Source organism: Vibrio sp. Hep-1b-8 (genome assembly GCF_006124995.1).
Classification (GTDB): domain Bacteria; phylum Pseudomonadota; class Gammaproteobacteria; order Enterobacterales; family Vibrionaceae; genus Vibrio.
Genome location: NZ_QEWN01000011.1, coordinates 26,207 through 46,207, shown reverse-complemented (window position 1 = coordinate 46,207; position 20,001 = coordinate 26,207). Strand labels below are relative to the sequence as shown.

Genomic DNA, 20,001 nt, shown 5'->3' with positions numbered 1-20,001 from the left:
GCTTTTTTGGTTTTCATGATCATTAATATCTCATTGTCGGAACAGACTTCCCCTTTCCAAACATAATGACTGTGGATTGGCATCGTCTGAATGCACCCTGCCAATCCCTTATTCAACACTGAATTAATGATCAATTGCGCGCTTTCATCGCTATCTGTTGTGGTTAACGTAATGCAATACTGACCGCTCACTGGTGATTTCCTTACTTCTGTACGATGACTGGATAATCTTGCTCACAGAGTTCTTTGACAAAACAAGAACCTGAACCTGTATGTGCTACCCAGACTTTCTTTTTCGCTCGAGTTAAAGCGACATAAAACAAGCGTCGCTCTTCGGCATAAGGGAAGCTATCTTCAGACTGGGTCAAGGCTCCATTAATGTGCAGTGCTTTGACACGGGCAGGGAACTGCCCTTCGTCGACCCCCACAACTATAACAAAGTCAGCCTCTTTGCCTTTACTGGCATGACAAGTCATAAACTCAATTGAGAGTAAACCAAAATTTCTCTGCCAATCACGTAAGAGCTCAGGTTTGTGGTAATGGTTACGGCCCAATATCAATACACTCTGAATCGATTTCGCGTTCCTGTTCAATTGATCGAGCACTTTTTCCACATTTCCGGCAGGAATCAGCGTCACCGCTTTCGATTTTTGCTCTTTATGACTATTGAGCGCCTTAGGAATCTGGATTGGGTTTTGCTGCACAAATCGATTCGCCACTTCGCCGATCTTGTCATTAAAGCGATAAGTGGTATCAAGATGATGAATTGTTGAGTTTGGAAAGCGCTTGGCGAACCCAGTAGTAAGATCAACATCTGAACCTGCAAATTGATAAATGGATTGCCAGTCGTCGCCGACAGCAAACAGTATGCAGTCACTATACTCTTCTTGTTGGCAAAGCGCCTCAATCAGTGCTAAACGCTGAGGAGAAATATCCTGATACTCATCAATCATAATGTAACGCCACGGCGATCGAAATTTGCCTTTGACGACATGTTGGGTCGCTTTGGAGATCATAAGGTTAAAGTCGATATGTCCCTGCTCTTTAAGCTGTTGATTCCAAGCTTGGTAGCACGGCCATACCAAAGATAACTCACTGTTTAAACGTGTGTATTCAGGGTGCTCGATCAATAACTGTTGAAGTTCTTTCTTTCCACACTCCATCGATGCGAGCTGAGACAACTGCTGTTCTAGCCACGCGATAAGCTTCGGATTCTCAACATGGCTTCCCAGTTCATCGTCACCAGCTAAGTATGCGATTGGCCACTTCGAAAGATGTTTTTGCCAACGTTTAAAGTTGGTTGGTGTCATCCAGTGTTTTTTGAGCCAATCAATACACCAGCTCTTACGTTGATTGTCATCGATCGCCAACGGAGAAATCGTGACAAGCTCGCTCTCGACTTGATTGAGTATATGCAACCCTAACTGATGGAAAGTACTGACCTTGACACGTTCTGCACTTAATCCAACTTTATCATTAAGGCGTTGACTCATTTCATCAGCGGCATCACGCCCAAACGCGAGCAAGAGAATTTCTTCCGGACGAGCAATGTGACTTTGCAACAGATAGGCAACACGTGCTGTCAGTACGCTGGTTTTACCTGAACCCGCCCCTGCGAGAATGAGGTTATTGTTATCGTTAAGCAAAACCGCACGCTTTTGACTCAGATTCAATGGTGAGGACTCAATTTGCGAAAAGAGCACTTGCCAATTTTCTAGCTCATTCTCCATCCAAAGCTCGTTACGGTGTTTTAGCTTCTGATCGGAATCACTAATCCAAGGCTCAATCTTGCCCATGCGTTCGGGCATTCTCAGTAATGCATCTTCAAGATTCATATTCATCTGAGCGAAATCCGCACTAACGGAGTCCTGCCATTGTTTTACGAACGAATGGGTAAGAAAAGCAGGTTGACGATGAAACTGCTCAATGGCCTGTTCCCATTTGGGTAAGTGTATAAATAGCTGTTGGCACTGATTTTGGTGCCATTTTTGGTAGCGTGCGATGGCAAGGCGCGCGAAGTCTCGGCACTTATCAAGCGGTAGACCCTGTACTAGCCAAGCTTGCCTTTCGCCTTCATTGCTATATGCAAAGAAAAGTAGCCCTCCCCAAAACAGGCCATTTTTGACTTGAACCTGACCACTCCATACATTAAACGGAATGTGTTCTTCGCTGGTTTCTGAACTGAGGATCAACGCATCGGATTCTAATTCTACTTGATAGTATTCGCGTTGGATAAAAAACTGTGCAGTCTTGTTAGCGGTTAGCTGCATTTCGATGTAAGCCTTCTGATTCCATTGCAATCATCATAACTGAATTGATTTCTCTTTTGACAGAATTACGCTAAAAATAGTGAGTAACAGCACTGGTTTTACCCTAGTACAGCGTTCGTTTTCGAACAACCAGAATTAGTCAAGCTCGACAATGGACAAAAGTTAACCAAAGTATCTAGTATCTTTATTTGGATCAGCTCGTTACCATATAGATCTTGTTATTCTCAACGCACTTATGACCTACAGATTTCTGCAAGTGAATTTATTTAGTCAGCTACGCCACTATTGGGCAAATAAAACCATCAATTATAGCCTGCTCATTCTCGTCACCCTTCTTGGCGTGGTCGTACCTGCCTGGTACTTGCAGCTCAATGAACAGATCATCCCATTGATACTGGGTGTGATTGCCGCAGCGTTAGCCGAAAGTGACGACAGTTTCACCGGACGTCTCAAATCACAGAGTTTGACGCTGGTTTGTTTTGCCGTCGCCGCGTTTTCCATAGAGTTGTTGTTTAATACACCGTGGTTGTTTGCCATTGGTCTATTTACCTCAACCTTTGGCTTTATTATTTTGGGGGCTATCGGCCCACGTTACGCCAGTATCGCGTTTGGCTCTTTACTGATTGCTATTTACGCCATGCTAGGTGCTCATCAAAGTACGGATATTTGGTTCCAGCCACTTATGCTGCTCTCCGGTGCGGCTTGGTACTATTTGATGTCTATGATTTGGCACGCACTATGGCCGCTTCAACCCGTTCAACAAAACTTGGCCAATGTGTTTATTCAGCTCGCCAATTACCTTGATTCGAAAAGTCAGCTCTTTCATCCGGTATCAAATCTAACGCCACAACCTTATCGATTGAAAGAAGCGCGTTTGAATGCCGCCACGGTCAATGCGCTCAACTCTTGCAAAGCGACTTTTTTAAGGCGTTCAAAGCGCGGCCACGTGGATGCAACCAGTGATAGATTTCTCAACATTTACTTCCTAGCCCAAGACATCCATGAACGGATCAGTTCAACACACTACCGTTATCAAGAATTGGCTGTCCATTTTGAACGTTCTGACGTTTTATTCCGGTTTAAACATTTGTTAGAGACCCAAGCTAAATCATGTCGAGAAATTGCCAACGCAATACGTTTAGGCAAGGAATATCAACATGATAACCAGTCCGTCATGGCACTTGATGAGTTGCAAAACTCCCTTAGCTATTTGCAGTCTCATCAAAACCCACAATGGCGTTCTTTACTCTCGCAGCTTGGCTACCTATTTAATAACCTTGCCACGGTAGAGAAACAGCTTAGTAATGTGAACAACCCTGATGCGAACAGACTTGAAGAAGATGCTCTTGATGACACAGAAGCACATACACTCAAAGCAATGTGGCAGCGGATCAGTGCCAATTTTACTCAGGACTCAATGCTTTTTCGCCATGCGGTGCGCATGTCGATTTCATTAACTCTTGGTTATGGCATCATTCAATTATTCGATATTGAACGGGGTTATTGGATTTTGTTGACTACCCTATTCGTTTGTCAGCCAAACTACAGCGCAACACGACAAAAGCTTGTCGCAAGGGTTTTAGGTACATTTGCAGGTCTGTTTATTGGTGTACCGCTGCTAACCTTCTTCCCTTCACAAGAAAGTCAGTTGGTCTTCGTAGTGATATCCGGCGTGGCATTCTTCGCCTTTCGTCTGGCTAACTACGGCTACGCAACTGGCTTTATCACTGTGCTGGTCTTATTCTGCTTTAATCAACTTGGAGAAGGATACGCGGTAGTATTGCCACGACTTGCCGATACGTTAATCGGATGTGCTCTCGCCGTTGCTGCTGTGGCATTAATCTTACCCGACTGGCAATCGAAACGTCTGCACAAAGTGATGGCAGAGGCGATAGCGGCTAATAAAAATTATCTGGCGCAAATTATCGGCCAATATCGGATTGGTAAAAAAGACAGTCTCAACTATCGCATTTCTCGCCGTCACGCACACAATCAAGATGCGACGTTAACCACCGCTATCAGCACTATGTTAGCAGAGCCTGGTCGCTATCTTGCTGCGGTGGATGAGAGCTATCGCTTCTTGACTCTAAACCACGCCCTACTCAGCTATATCTCTGCATTAGGTGCGCACCGAACCCAAATTGCCGATGATCAAACGCATAAACTGATCCTTGATACTCATAGAGTCATTCACCAGCATTTGGAGGTGCTGTTCACCCAGCTTAATCAGCATTGTGATAACTGTGATACCAGCGATATCGATGACCCTGCCTTGGAGCAACGCTTATCCGAATGGCGCGAAGAGGACGATAGTTCAGTACGCATGGTTCTGCAACAACTCCATCTCATTTACCGAATGTTGCCGGAGCTTCATTCACTCGCGAGTAAATTTGCAGTCCGTGTGGCACAACCTGCTCATTCTGCATAAAACCTTATCTTAGTGAAGAGCCCTTGCTCTTCACTGTCACCTCAGCAATTACGTACATTGCGAGGTGAGATCAATAGCAAACTGGATTCATGTGACGAAACCTTAGTCACTGACGAAGAACTGTCACTGATTTCGAGCCTTTTTTCTTAGCACAACTTGCTGTAATTGCAATCACCCCTTAAGCTTTAATTAAGTGGAGGTGTTTATGCCAGTATCTTCTGTACAATCCGGTTATCAAATCATTGATATGTCGTCGAAGATGGCCGAAGACGCTGCGCTTGAAATCCAACAAAACCAGCAATTACAATCCATCGCAAACAAAGACGGCTACGAGTTCAACAAAGTCGAATTCAAAGCGCCGGCTTCTGATTTTGAACCTCTCACCAAACTCACTAGTGCCGAACAATACAGCAGAATAGGCACCAATGTATTGCAGCGTGACCAAGAGATGATTGGTACACTGCTTGATATTCACGTCTGACGAAATGAAGTAAATTGTAGCAATACATTAAGCAACCATTGAGTTCCCGAGTCTATCGGGTAGAATGCAGATAAATTTCCCGTTTTAATTTGCAATGCCCAAACTGAATTTATCTCGACTAAAAGACCACAATTTCCTCCAGCCAGAGCAACATAACCTCACATTAGAACAAAAACTCAGCCCCCATTTTGAGCGTCCAAAAACAAGACTGACACCCAGTCCGTATATTTCGGATAAAACGCTCGAAAAAAGATGGAGCAAACTCGCTAACCTTACTGAACAATCAGTGTTACTTGACGAGCAGACCCAAACTAATGCTGAGCTATACAATAAAAACATTGAGCACTTTATTGGCACCGTTAAAGTACCAGTGGGTATTGCTGGGCCACTTCGTGTTAACGGCCTTTATGCGAATGACGATTTCCTGATCCCACTTGCGACCACCGAAGCGGCTTTAGTTGCGTCCTACAATAGAGGCGCTCAATTGATCACAGCAGCTGGCGGTGCAAGTGCAATGTTACTCAATGAAGGGGTCACTCGCACGCCTGTATTTTGTTTTGATTCACTTGCCAATGCCGGCCAGTTTGTCGCATGGGTTGTGACACAATACGATCAATTCAAACGCGTCGCGGAGTCCACAACCTCGCACGGTAAGCTTCACGATATCAATGTCAATATCGAAGCAAGCCAAGTCTATCTGGTTTTTGAGTTTCATACTGGCGATGCTTCTGGCCAAAACATGGTCACGATTGCAACGAACGAAGTGTATCACTACATTTTGACTCACTCCCCAGTCCCGCCAACGGAAGCATTTCTGGATGGTAATCTCTCTGGAGACAAGAAGCCTAACGCCAATACGCTGCGCCATGTTCGTGGTAAAAAGGTGACCGCTGAGGTTCATTTAGATAAAGCGTTGGTAGAAAAGTACCTTCATACTACCCCAGACAAAATGGTCCGCTTCGGACAAGTCACCACCACAGGTGCAGCACTAAGTGGTGGTATCGGCGTCAATGCTCACTATGCAAATGCCCTCGCCGCACTCTATATTGCTTGCGGGCAGGACGCCGCGTGCGTCGCTGAATCGGCAATTGGCATTACGCGCATGTTACTCAACAAGGATGGAGGGCTTCACGCTAGCGTTACGCTACCTAATCTGATGGTAGGTACTGTTGGCGGTGGTACTGGCTTACCAACACAGAAAGCGTGCCTCGATATAATGGGGCTATCTGGTGCTGGGAAAGCAAAGTCCTTGGCGGAGGTCGCGGCCTGTCTTTGCTTAGCGGGAGAACTCTCGATCGTTGGCGCTTTTTGTGCCGATCATTTTTCTCGTGCGCACCAAAAACTGGCGCGATAAACAGCTGGGCAGCGTTTTATCCGCTGCCCAATACTATTTCACTTGCGCGTAGTAGTTCTCTTTGAAGTGAATGAATGCTTTGTTTAGCGCGATTTCTTTAATCGGTTTAACTATCACGTAGTTTGCCCCCACCGCTAGAAAGGCTTGCTTGGTTTCCTGCATGCCATCGGCCGTACATGCGTAAATAGGCACAGTAAGCTTTAAGTCTTTACGAATGATTTCCGTCGCTTCGATACCGCCAAGATTGGGGAGCTGATTGTCCATTAGGACCATAGCCACACTGGGATCTGAACGCAAAAATTCAATTGCATTAACACCATCTTTAACCCATGAAACCGTCATTCCATATTTTTCACAAAACGCTTTCGCGATAAAAGCGTTGGTGTTGTTGTCTTCCACCAGCAAAACATGCAGTGACTCAGGAAATAAGGTTGAGGGGTCTTCAGCAAGGGCGCTTTTTTCTACATTGATCAACTCATTGCTACCGACTTTTAGCGGTATTTTAACGATAAACTTCGTCCCAACATCGACTTCACTCTCTAGCTGAATATCTCCGTCCATAATGGTGACAAGACTATGCACAATCGCCAAACCTAGGCCGCTGCCACCATACTCACGCGTCGTGTTTGATTCTGCTTGGACAAAAGGTTCGAATATATGCGCTATGCGCAGTTGATCAATCCCGATCCCAGTATCCGATACCTCTAATTTGAGTAAACACCCAGAGTCAGTCTGTTCACAGTCTAATTCGACTCGGACACTGCCATAATGGGTAAACTTGACTGCGTTGCTAACCAGATTAAAAATAATTTGATTGAGACGTACCTGATCACTGTGTGCCCATCGGTCTTGAGGGATCTTATTTACAACGTCGAAGGCGACCTCTTTTTTATCCAGTAACGGCTTGAAGATTCTTTCTACCGTTGTTGTCAGCTCAGCCAAGCGGAAAGGCGCGCTTTCGATATGAAACTGCCCCTGCTCTATCTTTGAAAAATCGAGTATATCGTTCAATACCGCCAATAGGTGCTCACCACTGTTGCATAGAACTTCAATGTGCTCTATGTCTCTTTGGTCAACCATTTTATCTTTGAGTAACTGGGATACACCAAGAATACCGTTGAGCGGTGTCCGCAACTCATGGCTCATTTTAGCGAGGAAGTCCGCCCTCATGCGCGCCGACTCTTCTGCTTCTTCACGTGCAGCTTGACTCTGCTTTTCTGCTTCAATGAAGCTGGTGATATCCTGACCTTGCGCCATGATCTGCGAGACGCTGTTGTCTCTCATAATAGGAGATAAGTTCCAACGAAAGGTTTTGTTGGCAATAGCGGTGTTGATGCCAGTCAGGGTTGCCCCTTGAGCACACATCATAATGTGCGGCTTCAAACTTGAAATCAGTTGATCTTGCGCGCCATGGGTACGAAAACACCTTTCAGCCGACGGGTTAAAGCACTCTAACTCACCTTCAACGTTCCATAACGTCACAGGTGACAAAGAGAAGTTAAACAAATCAGCAAACTGCTTTTCTTGATCATTAAGTCGTTTAAATGAACGTTGAAATGACTGGCCTATTTGATGAAACTCTTGAATAGACGACCCTTCAAATTCGATAAGTTTTTGTTCCTGAATCGAAGCATCTGTATAGGTCATCAAAGAACGTAACTCTTTTGAGACTCTTTTACCGAGCCAGATTCGAGTGTAGATGGCGATACAGATGATCAATCCAGCCGTGATCGCCAACCAAACATAATAACTCCGAACAAAATGGACAATGTGTTCGTTATCCTGAACCGTATAAATTGAGAGAAAAGTCGCCACGTTATTAATGGTGAGATCCGTTCTAGAAACAGTAACACCGCTCGAATCAAGCTCGTCGGGCGATTGCGCTAACCATTGAGTGTATTTATCGTCGCCATCCTTGTCACTCGCCGCAATCACCTCAGAACCTACCGCTAACAGCACCTGATCCGCATTGCTGCCTTGAGCAAGTGCATAAACAATCGAGAAATTGTTGTTAAGAACAATACCAACGAAAAGATTCCCGACCACTTCCCCTGACTCTAAATCGATAATAGAGGAACGCCTTAACATAAGGTATCTCATTCCCATCACTGAAGGGGTCTGCGAAATATGCCAATCAAACCCGGTAGTCACATCTTGTGTAATATGCAGCAACTGCTGCGTTGAAATTCCATAGAACTGAAAATTCGCGTCATCCCAAATAAGTTGGTCATCACTGATAATGTAGCGAAAGTCAGGTGTAATGTCTGGAGAAAGCTGATCCATACTATTGAAGAATAGATCGAGGGATTGAGCATCTTTACTTACCAAACTTTCTAGCAAGACCGGATTTCGGCTATAGCTATCTTGTTGTATCTCAATCGACTTGACTCGAAAGTTAAAAATTTCCTGAACCAAGCTCTGCGTTTGCTTCTTAGTACGAGCAACCTCTTGCGATACAACATCTCGGTTAACCTGGTAGTTTTGTAAAACCATAACCACAATTAGCCCACCAATAACAAGAAAGATCGAGTTGGTTAATAACGTGGCTAATCGGCTCTTACCAGCCTGTCCGAATAATCTTGCCATTATTGATCAGAATACCTAAATGCTCGCTGCTTGAGCTTCTCGATCTTGCTTGGGCTATCATTGCTCGTCACAAGCTCAAAATCACCGGAATATGTATGTGGCACACTTCTTCCTTCGAGATCCCACTTAATCGCTTCTGCCATCGCGATTCCGGTATCATCATTCATGCGCATCGCCGTCACTTGAAGTTGACCGTTGGCAATGGCTTCCAATTCAGCGGTTCCCCCACCCCAACCATTCAGCATGATATCATTGCGGTTTAAGTCTTTAAGCGCATCGGCGGCTCCCAAAGCGACATCGGTCGAACATGCATAGATGAAATCTAGATTTTTATCCTTCTCTAATGCTGATTTCGCAGCAAGGTACCCAGACTCTCGTGTCGCTTTGGTATAGAAAGAAGAGGATAATTGGTAACTGTCATGATGGCTCATCTCTTCGATGAAAGTATCTCCGCGTGCATCACTCACGTAACCTTCCGAGAAATAGAGCACCGAATAGCGACTCTCTTTGGGGATGACTGACTTGTAGTATTCTTGTATCACGCGAGTCCCTTTTATATGGTCAAATCCCACATACATGAAGGGCTGCTGTTGATCCCAAGCTCTTACCGGAGTGGTAATATTTTGTAGAATCAATTTCGTATCTGTTGAACTCAGCACATGCTCAATAAACTTTCTATGGCGTGTGGTATCGAGAGTAAAAATCAGGTAGTCGGATTTGTTTTGGATTGCTTCAAGCAGCGACAAGCTCTGTTGTCTAACATCGACATTTGGACGAGTAAATACTTGATTAATACTGTATCTGATGCCCAGCTTTTCTAATCGCATTTCAAACGCTTTGATGTTTCGAATCCAGTAATCTGAAATCTGCTGCCCGGGATAAACCACAGAAATTGAAATTGGCTTTACTTGTTTGGCTGCGAGAGGAGTGGGATAACGGCGAACTTCTTCGCTCAATGCGTCCGTCAATTGTCGTTGCTGAGGATGCGAATCGAGATATTCATCGTATTGCCAATAGCCGTTTAAAACCTGCGTAGTGTGAGCCATTGACGTTGCTGAATACAAAGCGAATAAAGAAAGAAGTTTATACTTACACATGCCATTTTCTCTTTTGACTAGCTAGCTGAGCATAATAATTTGAATCGTTTTATTTCAATTATAATTCATTATTATCAATGAAACCGAGCTCAATCATTAGCCTTCAAGCCATTAATTTTACTCGGCTTTTCATTATGCCGTATAGTGTCTAGAACGTAAAAGACAAATTGCCTGACAGACCAAATTGGTTGTCTCCTGCATAGCTACCAGCAAAGTCGAGACTGACAAGATCTCCTGGACTGATACCAATCCCCGCGGTGAAGGAGTTATCCAAAGTATCTTGAATATCCATCTGGTAACCCGCTCGGAGCTGCGCCCATCCAAATGCATTTCCTTCAACACCAAAACGTAAAAATTGGGTGTCGTCGTTAAGATCGGTGAAACGTTTCTGTTTGGTTAGATCCCAGTCTACCGTCGCAACAAAATAGTCCATGCTATAAGACCCAGAAACCGTCACCTGTGTGTTGAGCTTATAAGTACTGACACCGCTAATATCTAAGGTATTGATCTCTTTAGAAAACAGGTCTTTCACCGCCACACCAAATCGGTATTGGTCATAAAACCAAACCCCACCAAGATCTAAGTTGAAATAGTTCTCGTTAGTTTCACTTTTGTCATAGTCACTGATATCGAAACTCTCAACAGAAAGACTTTGCTTGTAGGTACGCAGTTGTTGGTACTTTGGCGTGATACCCAAAGCAACATCCTGACCTTGGATGGTCATACGTTTCGCCAGAGCAACACCAAACTCAGTATAACCAAAGGCAATCATATCGACGTTGGAGTTATTGTAACGCGCTTCTACTGCTGCTGGGGTATCACCACCATTAGCCGCGATTTCGGGTGTCGCAACAATCTCCGCATAGCCGCGCGTAAAGATGTTAGCTGAAAGCGTGCTGATAGGGAGTGCGACGGCGATACCCACCCCCGCGCTTACCGCAAGCGGTTTATCATCCGCTAGCTGTGTAAGATAGCTATTTAACTGTGCTGATGTTGTCGCATCTGGACTACCCGATGCTTCAAACGCTTTAATCGTATCTTGAAGGCTATCTATCGTATCTAATGATTCTTCAGTGTCTCTCACTGTCGCCCCTATTGCGGGCACCAGTAAACCAAAGTCATCACTATCGCGGTAAACGGCGGCTAAAGCAGGGTTATAGAACGGAGCCAACACATAATCAGCACTGGTCACCCCTGTATTCCCCATACCATTGCCTCTGCCATCAGGAGAGACCGTTGCCGCTTGAGCGGTACAAGCCAAAATGATTGAGCCCACTGCCAAAGATATTTTACTTAATTGATTCATATCCATATCAACCTTTTTTATTAGTCATAAACAAGATTAATACATCTGGGGAATTTTGTAGGAATAACGAATAATTTATGCGTTATCAATACATCGTTCTATCACATATTCACCTGAAACAATTTGTTCTTTTTTCGCCTTAGATAATTGCTTGATTCGGTATTCTATTTTTGACGCTTCGCTTCTCGAAGTGCCTATGTATTGGTGCCATTCAAGCTTGAGAGGACCTTTACCTTTTAGTGCTTTTGCTCCGGTTCCATTGCAATGTTGCCGAAACCTACGTTCAAGGTCGGTTGTGATACCACAATAAAGGGCATTGTTAGACATTCGGATTAGGTAAACATACCAATCCGAATGTAATTTTAAAGAGGGGGTGAGCAACGAGCTCATTAGGCCGAAAGCTGTTCAACCAGAGCCTTCAACTCTGCGACTTCTGATCTCAGTTCTTGAACTTCCAACTCTAGCTGGCTGATTCGATCATTATTCACGACTGGTGACTGAGCGGTTGCGGCTAATGACTCAACGTCAACTTCGCCACTAAATAGGTGCATATAGCGAGATTCACGCTTACCTGCCTCACGCGGAAGCTTAACCACTAACGCTCCATCTTCGCGCGCAGCCATACTATCCAAAACGGCCTCTACCTCTTTAACATCAGCAAAGTCTGCAAGACGGTTGGTACGGGTTCTGATCTCACCTGGCGTTTGTGCACCGCGTAGAAGCATACAGCATACAATCCCTTTTTCCTGTTCGGTCAGTTTAAGGTCACCAAATTCTGTATTGCAAAAACGGTGTTGAAACTTACTCGCACGGCTATTGAAGCCACTTTCATCACTGACTAAACGGCGTGCGATAAGGCCATCCACAGCTTGTTGAACTTCAACATCAGTCAGTGACATAACAGGCTCGCGATTGCTTTTTTGGTTACAAGCAGTCGTCAGGCTGTTCAATGTCAATGGGTAGTAGTCCGGTGTTGTGACCTCTTTTTCGATCAGGCATCCGATCACACGGGCTTCTACTGGGGATAGCTCTATATTCATACCTTTTCCTTACTATGTTGTTGCAAACGCTCTTCTAGTGTTCAGCGAGGATAGGAACTTTTCTAATTTTTCCGTTCTCATCGATCATCACTATTTTACTTCGGTTGAGCTCGATCTCTGTCACCTCTTGCCGAGTGCGTTCATGCTTATATGCTTTGACTAGTCGACTAGCCCGTCCGGGCGATGGCTCTATTGTCTCACTAGGCATAATAATTTCGGACGTGCGCATTTATTACATCGTACCTTGCCACAGAATATGGAAATCATATATCGAACCACTAGCAGGCTCAATCGTCTGCCGATAGATTGGCGATAAAAACGTCAACACACTGTAATGATTGATCTTAGGACTGTTAACCCACTAGATGTTATGATTTAATCATTGACAGTTTTTCAAAATATTAGGAAAGGGACCTATGAGTGGTGTATTTGAAATCGTAGCTCAAGCACGTCGAAAAAATAAGCTAAAACGTGAGCTTATTGATAACGAAAAGAAAGTTCGTGACAACCGTAAGCGTGTCGATCTTCTAGAAAACCTACTTGACTACATCAAGGCAGATATGAGCAACGAAGAAATCGTTGGTATCATTAAGAACATGAAAGCGGACTACGAAGATCGCGTTGATGACCATATCATCAAAAGCGCTGAAATCTCGAAAGAGCGTCGCGACATTAGCCGCCGTATCCGCGAACTGACTGAAGAAGACAAAATCATTCAAGGTAAGAAAAAGTAGCCAACGGCTAGTCGCCAAATTAGTCAAGCCTGCACACCCTGTGCAGGCTTTTTCTTTGTAAGGTATTTCCCATTATCAACCAACAAGTTTGGTTATCACTTTTGACGAAAATGCGTAAAACGTTTGCGTAATCGCTAACCTTCTCCGTTCCCTTTTTTGGGGCTTCCATCACACATTTAGCCCTGTTATATTTCATCTCAGTTAATCATTTAGACCATTCGAGGCATGGAGCTTCCTCACTTATCTCAAGAAGAGAAGAATTGGTACCGACAACGTTCGGCAAAAATTAAGAGGGTCAAATTATGGATATGGTTGAAATTTTAGGTTACGCAGCGTCTATCATGGTTGCTATTTCACTAACAATGAAAGACATCGTGCGCCTTCGTGTCCTTAATTTCATCGGCTGTGCGCTGTTCACTGCATACGGTTTGATGATTGATGCATGGCCAGTAGTAGTAACAAACGGTTTCATTGCCTGCGTTAACGTCTACTTCCTAGCGAAGATGCAAAGCGAAAAAAAAAGCGACGCTGTTAAAAGCGCAGCCTAGCCGACTGTAGAAAGATTTGAAAAAAGCCCTTGATGTTTTATCATCAAGGGCTTTTTATTTACTAACGTTTCGCCGCTATAAGTGCCGATTAGCATCAGCTTGCAATCAGCTCTCGACTGTCAATTTTATCCAAATACTTAGAACGGATTTCCATAAACTGATCCAAATTGGCAAGCAATACATCGACGCACATCGGATCAAACATCTTCCCTTTTTGAAGCTTAATGTATTCAATGACTTCGCTGAGTTCCCACGCTGGCTTGTAAGCTCGTTTACTCAGAAGGGCATCAAACACATCTGCCAAAGTCACAATACGTGCTTCAAGCGGTATGCTGTCAGATCTCAACGCGTCAGGTAGCCCCTTGCCGTTAAAGCACTCATGGTGATGTCTGACGATGTTTTTGATGAATTGAATTTCACCTTCAGAAACTGTCTTAGTTCCTGACAACTGAACCACTTCATCAATGATCTGTTCGCCGTAGATAGTGTGATTATTCATGACCGCCCGCTCTTCCGGTGTGAAGCGCCTATCGCTGTAAAGAATATCGTCTGGAATCAAATATTTGCCAATGTCATGAAAAGGCGCGTAGAGACGAATACGGTGAATAAATTGGTGGCTAATTTCACTCAAGCTTGTTGATAAAAAGCGCGCAAGTAACTCACTATACATACCCATACGGGTTAAATGCTCTTTGGTTTCGGGATCTCTGGCATGACCCATTTTCAGCGCAATTTCCAACGAAACTGAAAATGCCGCTGGCTTTCGAATAATTGTATAAATTGGTTTGCCACTACTTGAGCAAGGTAGGCAAAATCTCGTTCGACATCACATCGTGAAAAGAATCCCGTCTCCTTGGCATTAACAAAGATAAAACCGATCGTTTTGCCTTGATACGAAATGGGGTAAGTGTAGCTACTTCTATGACCCAAACCGATCAGTTTGCGAATACGATCGTCTGAAACATTTTACGTAAATCACTGATTATTCTTATATTTGCAGTATAAGCAATGCTGGTTAAGGAGGAATTATCACGGAGCTCATGTTGCTCAAAGTCATAACGACCCACATCAGCCATAGTGTCTTTAACATAGTAGTTGGAGACGCTGTTTTCACCCATTAGCGCAACGGAAAAACGGGACATTTGCGGGTATGAATCGAGGACATGTTCATAGATGCTGTCAGCTTGAGGATGAGGGAAAGATCTTGAGCAGCAATGTGGTTTAAAAGCGAATAGTTGAACATACAGCAAAGTAGCCTTTATTTTTCTGATAAATTCTTGGAACAACATCTCATATTTGAGAGCCAACCTATCAGACATTTAACACTACGCTAACCTAAAACTACTCAAAGTTAGAAATTCATCATAAAGTTTATGGTTATTACACCGTTACATTGCAGAATAGTTGATACAGAACAGCATTCCTCTCCATCAAGCACGTAGAAAGCAAGCTTCAAGTCATTGATAAATTAACAAGTTTAATCAGTTAGTTGAAACAATAAACAGCACTTCAACACGGCGATTACACGCTTTACCTTCTTTAGTTCTGTTACTACATGCGGGCACATATTCACCATAACCACGAGTATAAATTGAATCCATCGCGACCCTGTTACTAACAAGCTGCTGTTTGACTGCATTTGCTCGCTTCATTGACAAGCTGTCATTAAAGCTTGGCGCGCCGGTGCTATCAGCATGCCCGTCAATAACAATGTCGATACTCGGTTGTGTTGCCAAGTAGCTTCCCATCATATCCAGCCAGTATTTTGAATCAGATGCGACTCGAGACGAGCCTGTATTGAATTTTATCGTGTCTTTGAGACGCACCATGACATGATTACCCGGCAATATTTCGTAATCGATACCATTGCTGACCAGGAAGTTCTGTAAATCACTATAGCTCTGAGTACGTTGTTGCCCCATTGGACCGCGAACGCCAGAAGTTGACATAACAGGCTGTGAGCCCCACTCAGGGTAGCGAACATCAAAATCCGACTTTGGCGCGCTGTCCAACAAGTTATCATCCCAAAATGCCATCTCGTCCGTCATGCTGCTACAGCCTGACATTAGGAGAATAAGGGGTAATATAATTTGCTTCATGAGTCCACCGTGAGTTCCGTTACGCTACATAATCTGTATCGGCAAAAATGAATAATCTTTAGCCCTTTTCAGGCAATTTTTATCTCGACACTTACAATTATATCAACAGCTAAATGCAGGCAGCGCATTATTCATCGTTAGAAATACTTTATTCACCCAATTCTGTCATCGAATGGTTTCGCTTCTCAATTTGAATCAGTAAAATCATCCTACTTTTAACTCACATAGATATCGCGCTGGTGTCACTCATCAATTTCGACACCGTCACGATTCGAGATATCATCATGAAAAAACTCGCAACCTTTGCTTTTATTACTCTTTCTGCACTTCTAGTCGGCTGCAGCGAAAATTCTGGTCCCGTGGAAGGAAAGCAGTATGAACAACTTCCAGTCAACTTAGCGACATTTCGTTTGCCACCAGTTACCGAGGTATTTTCACTCAACTGCGGTCATTGCCGCCAGATGGAAAATGAGATGCCAACCATTGAGAAACTCACTGGTCAGTCGGTCGGTAAAGTTCACGTAACGTTTAACGAGAGCGCACAAATTGGTGCAATGATCTACTACGCGGCTGAAATGCAATTAGGCAAAAAACCCGATCATGAGATGATGAACGAGATGTTTGCTGCAACTCAAATGGGAGATGGTGCAACACTTACAGATAAGAAGAACGCCCTCGATCAAGTCTTCCATAGCCGTGGGTTAACCAGTCCTTATGACTTTGATGAACAGCAACAAAAACAATTGTTTGCTGCAATGCAAATCGCTGATGACATCACAACCCAAGGTCAGATCAACGCCGTCCCTACTTTCATTGTTAATGGTAAATATCAGGTTATAACCAGCGGTCACCAAGATGTGGCAAGCATCGCTGAAACCATTAACTTCTTGCTTCAACAACCTTAATTCTACGGAAAGAAACTATGTCTAAAATCATCTTCCCTATCGTTGTTTTCATTCTTGCGGCATTTTTCATCTACCGCACTTGGACAAATCACAAAGCGAGTGAAGAAAACTTTGCTGCTGGGCAAGCATTTCTCCTCGAGAACGCTAAGCGCGATAATATCATCATGACTGAAAGTGGTTTGCAATACGAGGTTTTGCATAAAGGCGAAGGCACTGAAAATCCAACAGTAACTAACACAGTGAAAGTTCATTACCATGGCACGCTTATCGATGGTACGGTGTTTGACAGCTCAGTTGACCGCGGTGAACCAATCAGCTTTAAATTGAATCAAGTGATCAAAGGCTGGCAGGAAGGTCTAACTTACATGACGGTAGGCGATAAGTTCCGCTTATACATCCCTAGCCCACTTGCTTACGGCAAAAATGGCACTGGTCCTATCCCGCCTGCGGCGAGTTTGATTTTCGATGTCGAGCTGCTAGAAATTCAATAAAATCATTAAAATACGCAAAGCCAACGGACATCCGTTGGCTTTTTGCTATCTGCACAAAATTCGTCTATTAATGCAACCGAATTAAGCGTAATTAACCAGATGACGCTGAATAAAGTCAACATCAGCAGAATAGAAATCAGAGAGAGGCAATTCACTTGGCGATAACCAGTGAAAAGTCTGTTGACGCTCGCTGCCGACAGCCGTTGGCTCATGCTCATCCGTGGCACTAAAAATGGCGTAGTAAATACGTCCACCAAAATCATTTATGCCACTGAAAGTTGCCGTGTGAGTCACACCATCAATTTTTGTCTCTTCGTAAAGTTCACGAGCTGCAGCGTCAGTGCCTGATTCATTTTTATTCACTGCACCACCTGGAAACTCGAAAACCATGCCTTTTGATGTTCTAAATCTTTCCTGAACCAACACTTTGCCATTTTTCATAACGATAGCCATAGACAAGTGCTTCATATGACAACTCCTTTCCAATGTTTGTTTAATGCTTCGCTCTATCGTACAGAGATGTTGTTCTTTTAAGGGTTCAATAGTAGCGAGCACACTGCTGACTTTTTGACCAGATATTAACTCAATGTTAATTATGATGCTGATTCATTAAACAAAAACATGATCTAGAGAGATAAAAAAACCAGCACATAATCCTGGTGCTGGTCTTAATTTTGGTCAATTAGATAAATTATTTGTGCTTATCTTGAATGTATTTTTTGCTGACATCGACAACGGCAACATCTTTAAAAAAGCTACGTCCGAGTAATAGTGGGAACGTTAAGTGGGTGCGATCGGCCAGAGTAAATTCTGTTTTCTCTTTCAACTCGCCCACTTGAATCCATGCTTCCACAACCGCGCGCTCGTGGCTACCATCGGCACTTGATTGGCGGATCTTAACCCAGCGTTGAACAGGCAGAGCAATTTCTTTGCTCTTGATACCTTCATGCTCGATCTTGAATTTGACCCAATCTTTACCATCGCGCTCAAAAGGAACAATATCGATTGCACTGATAGAAGAGGTTGTCGCTCCTGTATCTACGCGCGCTTTGAAATTGGCATCTAAGCCCGGAACATAGACCCACTCTTCTTCGCCCAGCAACAATTTACCATCAGAGGTTTTTTTCGGTTTTAATTCAACGACAGGTTGTTGAGGTTTTACGACTGGCGCAACTGGCTTTTCAATTTCTTGCTTCGGCTCTTCGATTTGCGGTTTTTCAACGTTGGGTTGTTCAATCTGTGGTTTTTGCTCGGGTTCTACAGGAGGTTGTCCCGTTGTCGAACAAGCGATTAAACCGCCACTTAGCATAAATGGAATTAGTGCTTTCCACGTATTATTCATTCGGTCACCTAATTTTGACAAACTGCTGTGTTAAAAGGGGCGAAAACTCGCCCCAAAACACTTATGAAACGTTCACAATCGCTTCGGCTACGTAAGGAATGTCCTTCTCAGTTAAACCTGCGATGTTGATCCGACCATCGCCTACTCCATAAATTCCATATTGTTCACGGAGTTGCATCATTTGGTCTTGGCTAAAGCCTAGCACAGTAAACATGCCTTTGTGGCTCTCAATAAAATCGAATTGTGAAGTATTGTGGCTATTTCTCAATTCATGACACAAAGTCTGACGAAGGTTTAACAATCGTTGCTGCATTTCACTTAACTCTTGCTTCCAAACTGCGGTTAGCTCTTGATTTTGCAAGATAGTTTTGACTAATGCTGCACCGTGATCGGGTGGCATGGTATAAGTTGCACGAGCCAGAGTGAGAAGCTTACCTTTCGCATTACTCACATCTTCGACCGACTTACCAACCACGATTGCAGCACCGGTACGTTCACGGTAAAGACCAAAATTCTTCGAACATGAGGTGGTAATCAGCATTTCTTCCACGTTGTTAGCCATGTGGCGAAGACCTTGTGCGTCTTGCTCTAGACCATCACCAAATCCTTGGTAGGCAATATCAACAAAGGGAATAAATCCATTTTTCTGTGACAACTCTGTAATCGCTTTCCAAGCATCGAAATTGATGTCGGCACCTGTTGGGTTATGGCAACAACCATGAAGTAAAACCACATCTTCAGGACCCGCTTGTGCAAGCTCATCCATCATACGAGCAACATCAACTTGCTTAGTTTCAGGACTAAAATAGCTGTAGTGCTTAACTTTAAGACCTGCCGCTTCCATTACTGGTCGGTGGTTGACATAACTAGGATTGGAAATCCAAACCGTCGTATTTGGCTGGGCTACCCTCATCAGGTCACCCAGCATACGTAGTGCACCGCTTGCACCCGGAGTCTGGATTGCAGCAACACGATCCATCGCTGAAGTGCCTTTAAGTAACAAGTCAATCATTGACTGGTTAAACTCTTCACACCCCGCCAAACCAACGTAAGATTTCGTTTTTTGTGTGGCGACAACAATGTCTTGTGCCTGAGAAATCGCTTTCATTACTGGTGTTTCACCAGCACTGTTTTTATACACGCCAATGCCAAGATCAACTTTTTCGGCGCGTGGATCGTTGCGGTAAGCAACGGATAAAGAAAGAATAGGATCCAATGTAGGAGTCGGTAAATGAGAGAACATGAAAGTCACAACCCTTTGAAATTCAAGTAACGGCCTTCAAGTTAACATCTAATTTATAAATCTAGAAATAAAATTTCA

19 protein-coding genes and 1 pseudogene are annotated in these 20,001 nt (G+C 43.9%); 7 read left to right on the top strand and 13 right to left on the bottom strand.

Features of this window, described 5'->3' with window-relative positions; translation table 11 throughout:
- Positions 1-191 (bottom strand): divalent cation tolerance protein CutA (gene cutA, locus DA100_RS03980; RefSeq protein ID WP_138970991.1); only part of this gene is annotated, 191 nt, incomplete at its 3' end.
- Between the two features lie 11 nt (positions 192-202).
- Positions 203-2,269 carry a DNA helicase IV gene (helD, locus tag DA100_RS03975; RefSeq protein WP_138970990.1) on the bottom strand — a complete coding sequence of 689 codons (2,067 nt, stop codon included), beginning with the start codon at positions 2,267-2,269 and terminating at the stop codon, positions 203-205.
- Between the two features lie 256 nt (positions 2,270-2,525).
- On the opposite strand from helD, the gene yccS reads away from it, so the two are divergent.
- From yccS to DA100_RS03960, 3 genes are all read left to right on the top strand, one after another.
- Positions 2,526-4,697 carry a YccS family putative transporter gene (yccS, locus tag DA100_RS03970; protein WP_138970989.1) on the top strand — a complete coding sequence of 724 codons (2,172 nt, stop codon included), beginning with the start codon at positions 2,526-2,528 and terminating at the stop codon, positions 4,695-4,697.
- A gap of 205 nt (positions 4,698-4,902) precedes the next feature.
- Positions 4,903-5,178, top strand: coding sequence for a hypothetical protein (locus tag DA100_RS03965; RefSeq protein ID WP_138970988.1), 276 nt, complete (start codon positions 4,903-4,905; stop codon positions 5,176-5,178).
- A 94-nt stretch (positions 5,179-5,272) separates the two neighbouring features.
- Positions 5,273-6,532 carry a hydroxymethylglutaryl-CoA reductase gene (locus DA100_RS03960; protein ID WP_138970987.1) on the top strand — a complete coding sequence of 420 codons (1,260 nt, stop codon included), beginning with the start codon at positions 5,273-5,275 and terminating at the stop codon, positions 6,530-6,532.
- A gap of 33 nt (positions 6,533-6,565) precedes the next feature.
- Here DA100_RS03960 and luxQ read toward each other — a convergent pair whose 3' ends face one another.
- The 6 genes from luxQ to DA100_RS21230 all read right to left on the bottom strand — a co-directional run bounded on the left by luxQ (position 6,566) and on the right by DA100_RS21230 (position 12,790).
- A complete protein-coding gene (luxQ, locus tag DA100_RS03955) occupies positions 6,566-9,118 on the bottom strand; it encodes a quorum-sensing autoinducer 2 sensor kinase/phosphatase LuxQ (RefSeq protein ID WP_138970986.1) in 2,553 nt (850 codons plus the stop codon).
- Entirely contained in the window at positions 9,118-10,215 is a 1,098-nt protein-coding gene (locus DA100_RS03950) for an autoinducer 2-binding periplasmic protein LuxP (protein WP_138970985.1), read from the bottom strand. Before DA100_RS03950 ends, luxQ begins: the two co-directional genes overlap by 1 nt.
- Before the next feature lie 148 nt (positions 10,216-10,363).
- Entirely contained in the window at positions 10,364-11,521 is a 1,158-nt protein-coding gene (locus DA100_RS03945; protein ID WP_138970984.1) for a conjugal transfer protein TraF, read from the bottom strand.
- A 75-nt stretch (positions 11,522-11,596) separates the two neighbouring features.
- A complete protein-coding gene (locus DA100_RS03940) occupies positions 11,597-11,911 on the bottom strand; it encodes a GIY-YIG nuclease family protein (protein ID WP_138970983.1) in 315 nt (104 codons plus the stop codon).
- Positions 11,911-12,561, bottom strand: a complete 651-nt coding sequence (locus DA100_RS03935; protein WP_138970982.1) for a YceH family protein — start codon at positions 12,559-12,561, stop codon at positions 11,911-11,913. The genes DA100_RS03940 and DA100_RS03935 overlap by 1 nt, the downstream gene beginning before the upstream one ends.
- A 34-nt stretch (positions 12,562-12,595) precedes the next feature.
- Entirely contained in the window at positions 12,596-12,790 is a 195-nt protein-coding gene (locus DA100_RS21230) for a hypothetical protein (protein WP_138970981.1), read from the bottom strand.
- A 187-nt stretch (positions 12,791-12,977) separates the two neighbouring features.
- Between DA100_RS21230 and DA100_RS03925 the strand changes: the two genes are divergently transcribed.
- Entirely contained in the window at positions 12,978-13,295 is a 318-nt protein-coding gene (locus tag DA100_RS03925; protein WP_138970980.1) for a DUF496 family protein, read from the top strand.
- Between the two features lie 302 nt (positions 13,296-13,597).
- Positions 13,598-13,843 carry a YgjV family protein gene (locus DA100_RS03920; protein WP_138970979.1) on the top strand — a complete coding sequence of 82 codons (246 nt, stop codon included), beginning with the start codon at positions 13,598-13,600 and terminating at the stop codon, positions 13,841-13,843.
- A 94-nt stretch (positions 13,844-13,937) separates the two neighbouring features.
- Here the strand turns inward: DA100_RS03920 and DA100_RS03915 are convergent.
- Positions 13,938-15,086, bottom strand: a pseudogene (locus DA100_RS03915) (HD domain-containing phosphohydrolase).
- Between the two features lie 238 nt (positions 15,087-15,324).
- The gene (locus DA100_RS03910; protein WP_138970978.1) at positions 15,325-15,942 is read right to left on the bottom strand and encodes an OmpA family protein; all 618 of its coding nucleotides are present in this window, start codon (positions 15,940-15,942) and stop codon (positions 15,325-15,327) included.
- A 284-nt stretch (positions 15,943-16,226) separates the two neighbouring features.
- Here DA100_RS03910 and DA100_RS03905 point away from each other — a divergent pair, with 284 nt between their 5' ends.
- Both DA100_RS03905 and DA100_RS03900 read left to right on the top strand, forming a co-directional pair.
- The gene (locus tag DA100_RS03905; protein ID WP_138970977.1) at positions 16,227-16,847 is read left to right on the top strand and encodes a thiol:disulfide interchange protein DsbA/DsbL; all 621 of its coding nucleotides are present in this window, start codon (positions 16,227-16,229) and stop codon (positions 16,845-16,847) included.
- Between the two features lie 17 nt (positions 16,848-16,864).
- Complete coding sequence (locus DA100_RS03900) at positions 16,865-17,338, top strand: FKBP-type peptidyl-prolyl cis-trans isomerase (RefSeq protein ID WP_138970976.1); 474 nt, start codon at positions 16,865-16,867, stop codon at positions 17,336-17,338.
- Positions 17,339-17,419: 81 nt separating this feature from the next.
- Here the strand turns inward: DA100_RS03900 and DA100_RS03895 are convergent, their stop codons facing one another.
- The 3 genes from DA100_RS03895 to DA100_RS03885 all read right to left on the bottom strand — a co-directional run bounded on the left by DA100_RS03895 (position 17,420) and on the right by DA100_RS03885 (position 19,923).
- Positions 17,420-17,806, bottom strand: coding sequence for an NUDIX hydrolase (locus DA100_RS03895; protein WP_138970975.1), 387 nt, complete (start codon positions 17,804-17,806; stop codon positions 17,420-17,422).
- Between the two features lie 223 nt (positions 17,807-18,029).
- Positions 18,030-18,680: an ATP-dependent zinc protease gene (locus DA100_RS03890; protein ID WP_138970974.1), complete on the bottom strand. Its 651-nt coding sequence runs from the start codon at positions 18,678-18,680 to the stop codon at positions 18,030-18,032.
- A gap of 61 nt (positions 18,681-18,741) precedes the next feature.
- Entirely contained in the window at positions 18,742-19,923 is a 1,182-nt protein-coding gene (locus tag DA100_RS03885) for an amino acid aminotransferase (protein ID WP_138970973.1), read from the bottom strand.
- Between the last annotated feature and the right edge of the window lie 78 nt (positions 19,924-20,001).

Bases quoted from the DNA above. Each gene is read 5' to 3' on its own strand.
- helD (WP_138970990.1), bottom strand. From the start codon at position 2,269: ATGCAGCTAACCGCTAACAAGACTGCACAGTTTTTTATCCAACGCGAA.
- DA100_RS03965 (WP_138970988.1), top strand. From the start codon at position 4,903: ATGCCAGTATCTTCTGTACAATCCGGTTATCAAATCATTGATATGTCG.
- DA100_RS03960 (WP_138970987.1), top strand. From the start codon at position 5,273: ATGCCCAAACTGAATTTATCTCGACTAAAAGACCACAATTTCCTCCAG.
- luxQ (WP_138970986.1), bottom strand. From the start codon at position 9,118: ATGGCAAGATTATTCGGACAGGCTGGTAAGAGCCGATTAGCCACGTTA.
- DA100_RS03950 (WP_138970985.1), bottom strand. From the start codon at position 10,215: ATGTGTAAGTATAAACTTCTTTCTTTATTCGCTTTGTATTCAGCAACG.
- DA100_RS03945 (WP_138970984.1), bottom strand. From the start codon at position 11,521: ATGAATCAATTAAGTAAAATATCTTTGGCAGTGGGCTCAATCATTTTG.
- DA100_RS03940 (WP_138970983.1), bottom strand. From the start codon at position 11,911: ATGAGCTCGTTGCTCACCCCCTCTTTAAAATTACATTCGGATTGGTAT.
- DA100_RS03935 (WP_138970982.1), bottom strand. From the start codon at position 12,561: ATGAATATAGAGCTATCCCCAGTAGAAGCCCGTGTGATCGGATGCCTG.
- DA100_RS21230 (WP_138970981.1), bottom strand. From the start codon at position 12,790: ATGCGCACGTCCGAAATTATTATGCCTAGTGAGACAATAGAGCCATCG.
- DA100_RS03925 (WP_138970980.1), top strand. From the start codon at position 12,978: ATGAGTGGTGTATTTGAAATCGTAGCTCAAGCACGTCGAAAAAATAAG.
- DA100_RS03920 (WP_138970979.1), top strand. From the start codon at position 13,598: ATGGATATGGTTGAAATTTTAGGTTACGCAGCGTCTATCATGGTTGCT.
- DA100_RS03910 (WP_138970978.1), bottom strand. From the start codon at position 15,942: ATGAAGCAAATTATATTACCCCTTATTCTCCTAATGTCAGGCTGTAGC.
- DA100_RS03905 (WP_138970977.1), top strand. From the start codon at position 16,227: ATGAAAAAACTCGCAACCTTTGCTTTTATTACTCTTTCTGCACTTCTA.
- DA100_RS03900 (WP_138970976.1), top strand. From the start codon at position 16,865: ATGTCTAAAATCATCTTCCCTATCGTTGTTTTCATTCTTGCGGCATTT.
- DA100_RS03895 (WP_138970975.1), bottom strand. From the start codon at position 17,806: ATGAAGCACTTGTCTATGGCTATCGTTATGAAAAATGGCAAAGTGTTG.
- DA100_RS03890 (WP_138970974.1), bottom strand. From the start codon at position 18,680: ATGAATAATACGTGGAAAGCACTAATTCCATTTATGCTAAGTGGCGGT.
- DA100_RS03885 (WP_138970973.1), bottom strand. From the start codon at position 19,923: ATGTTCTCTCATTTACCGACTCCTACATTGGATCCTATTCTTTCTTTA.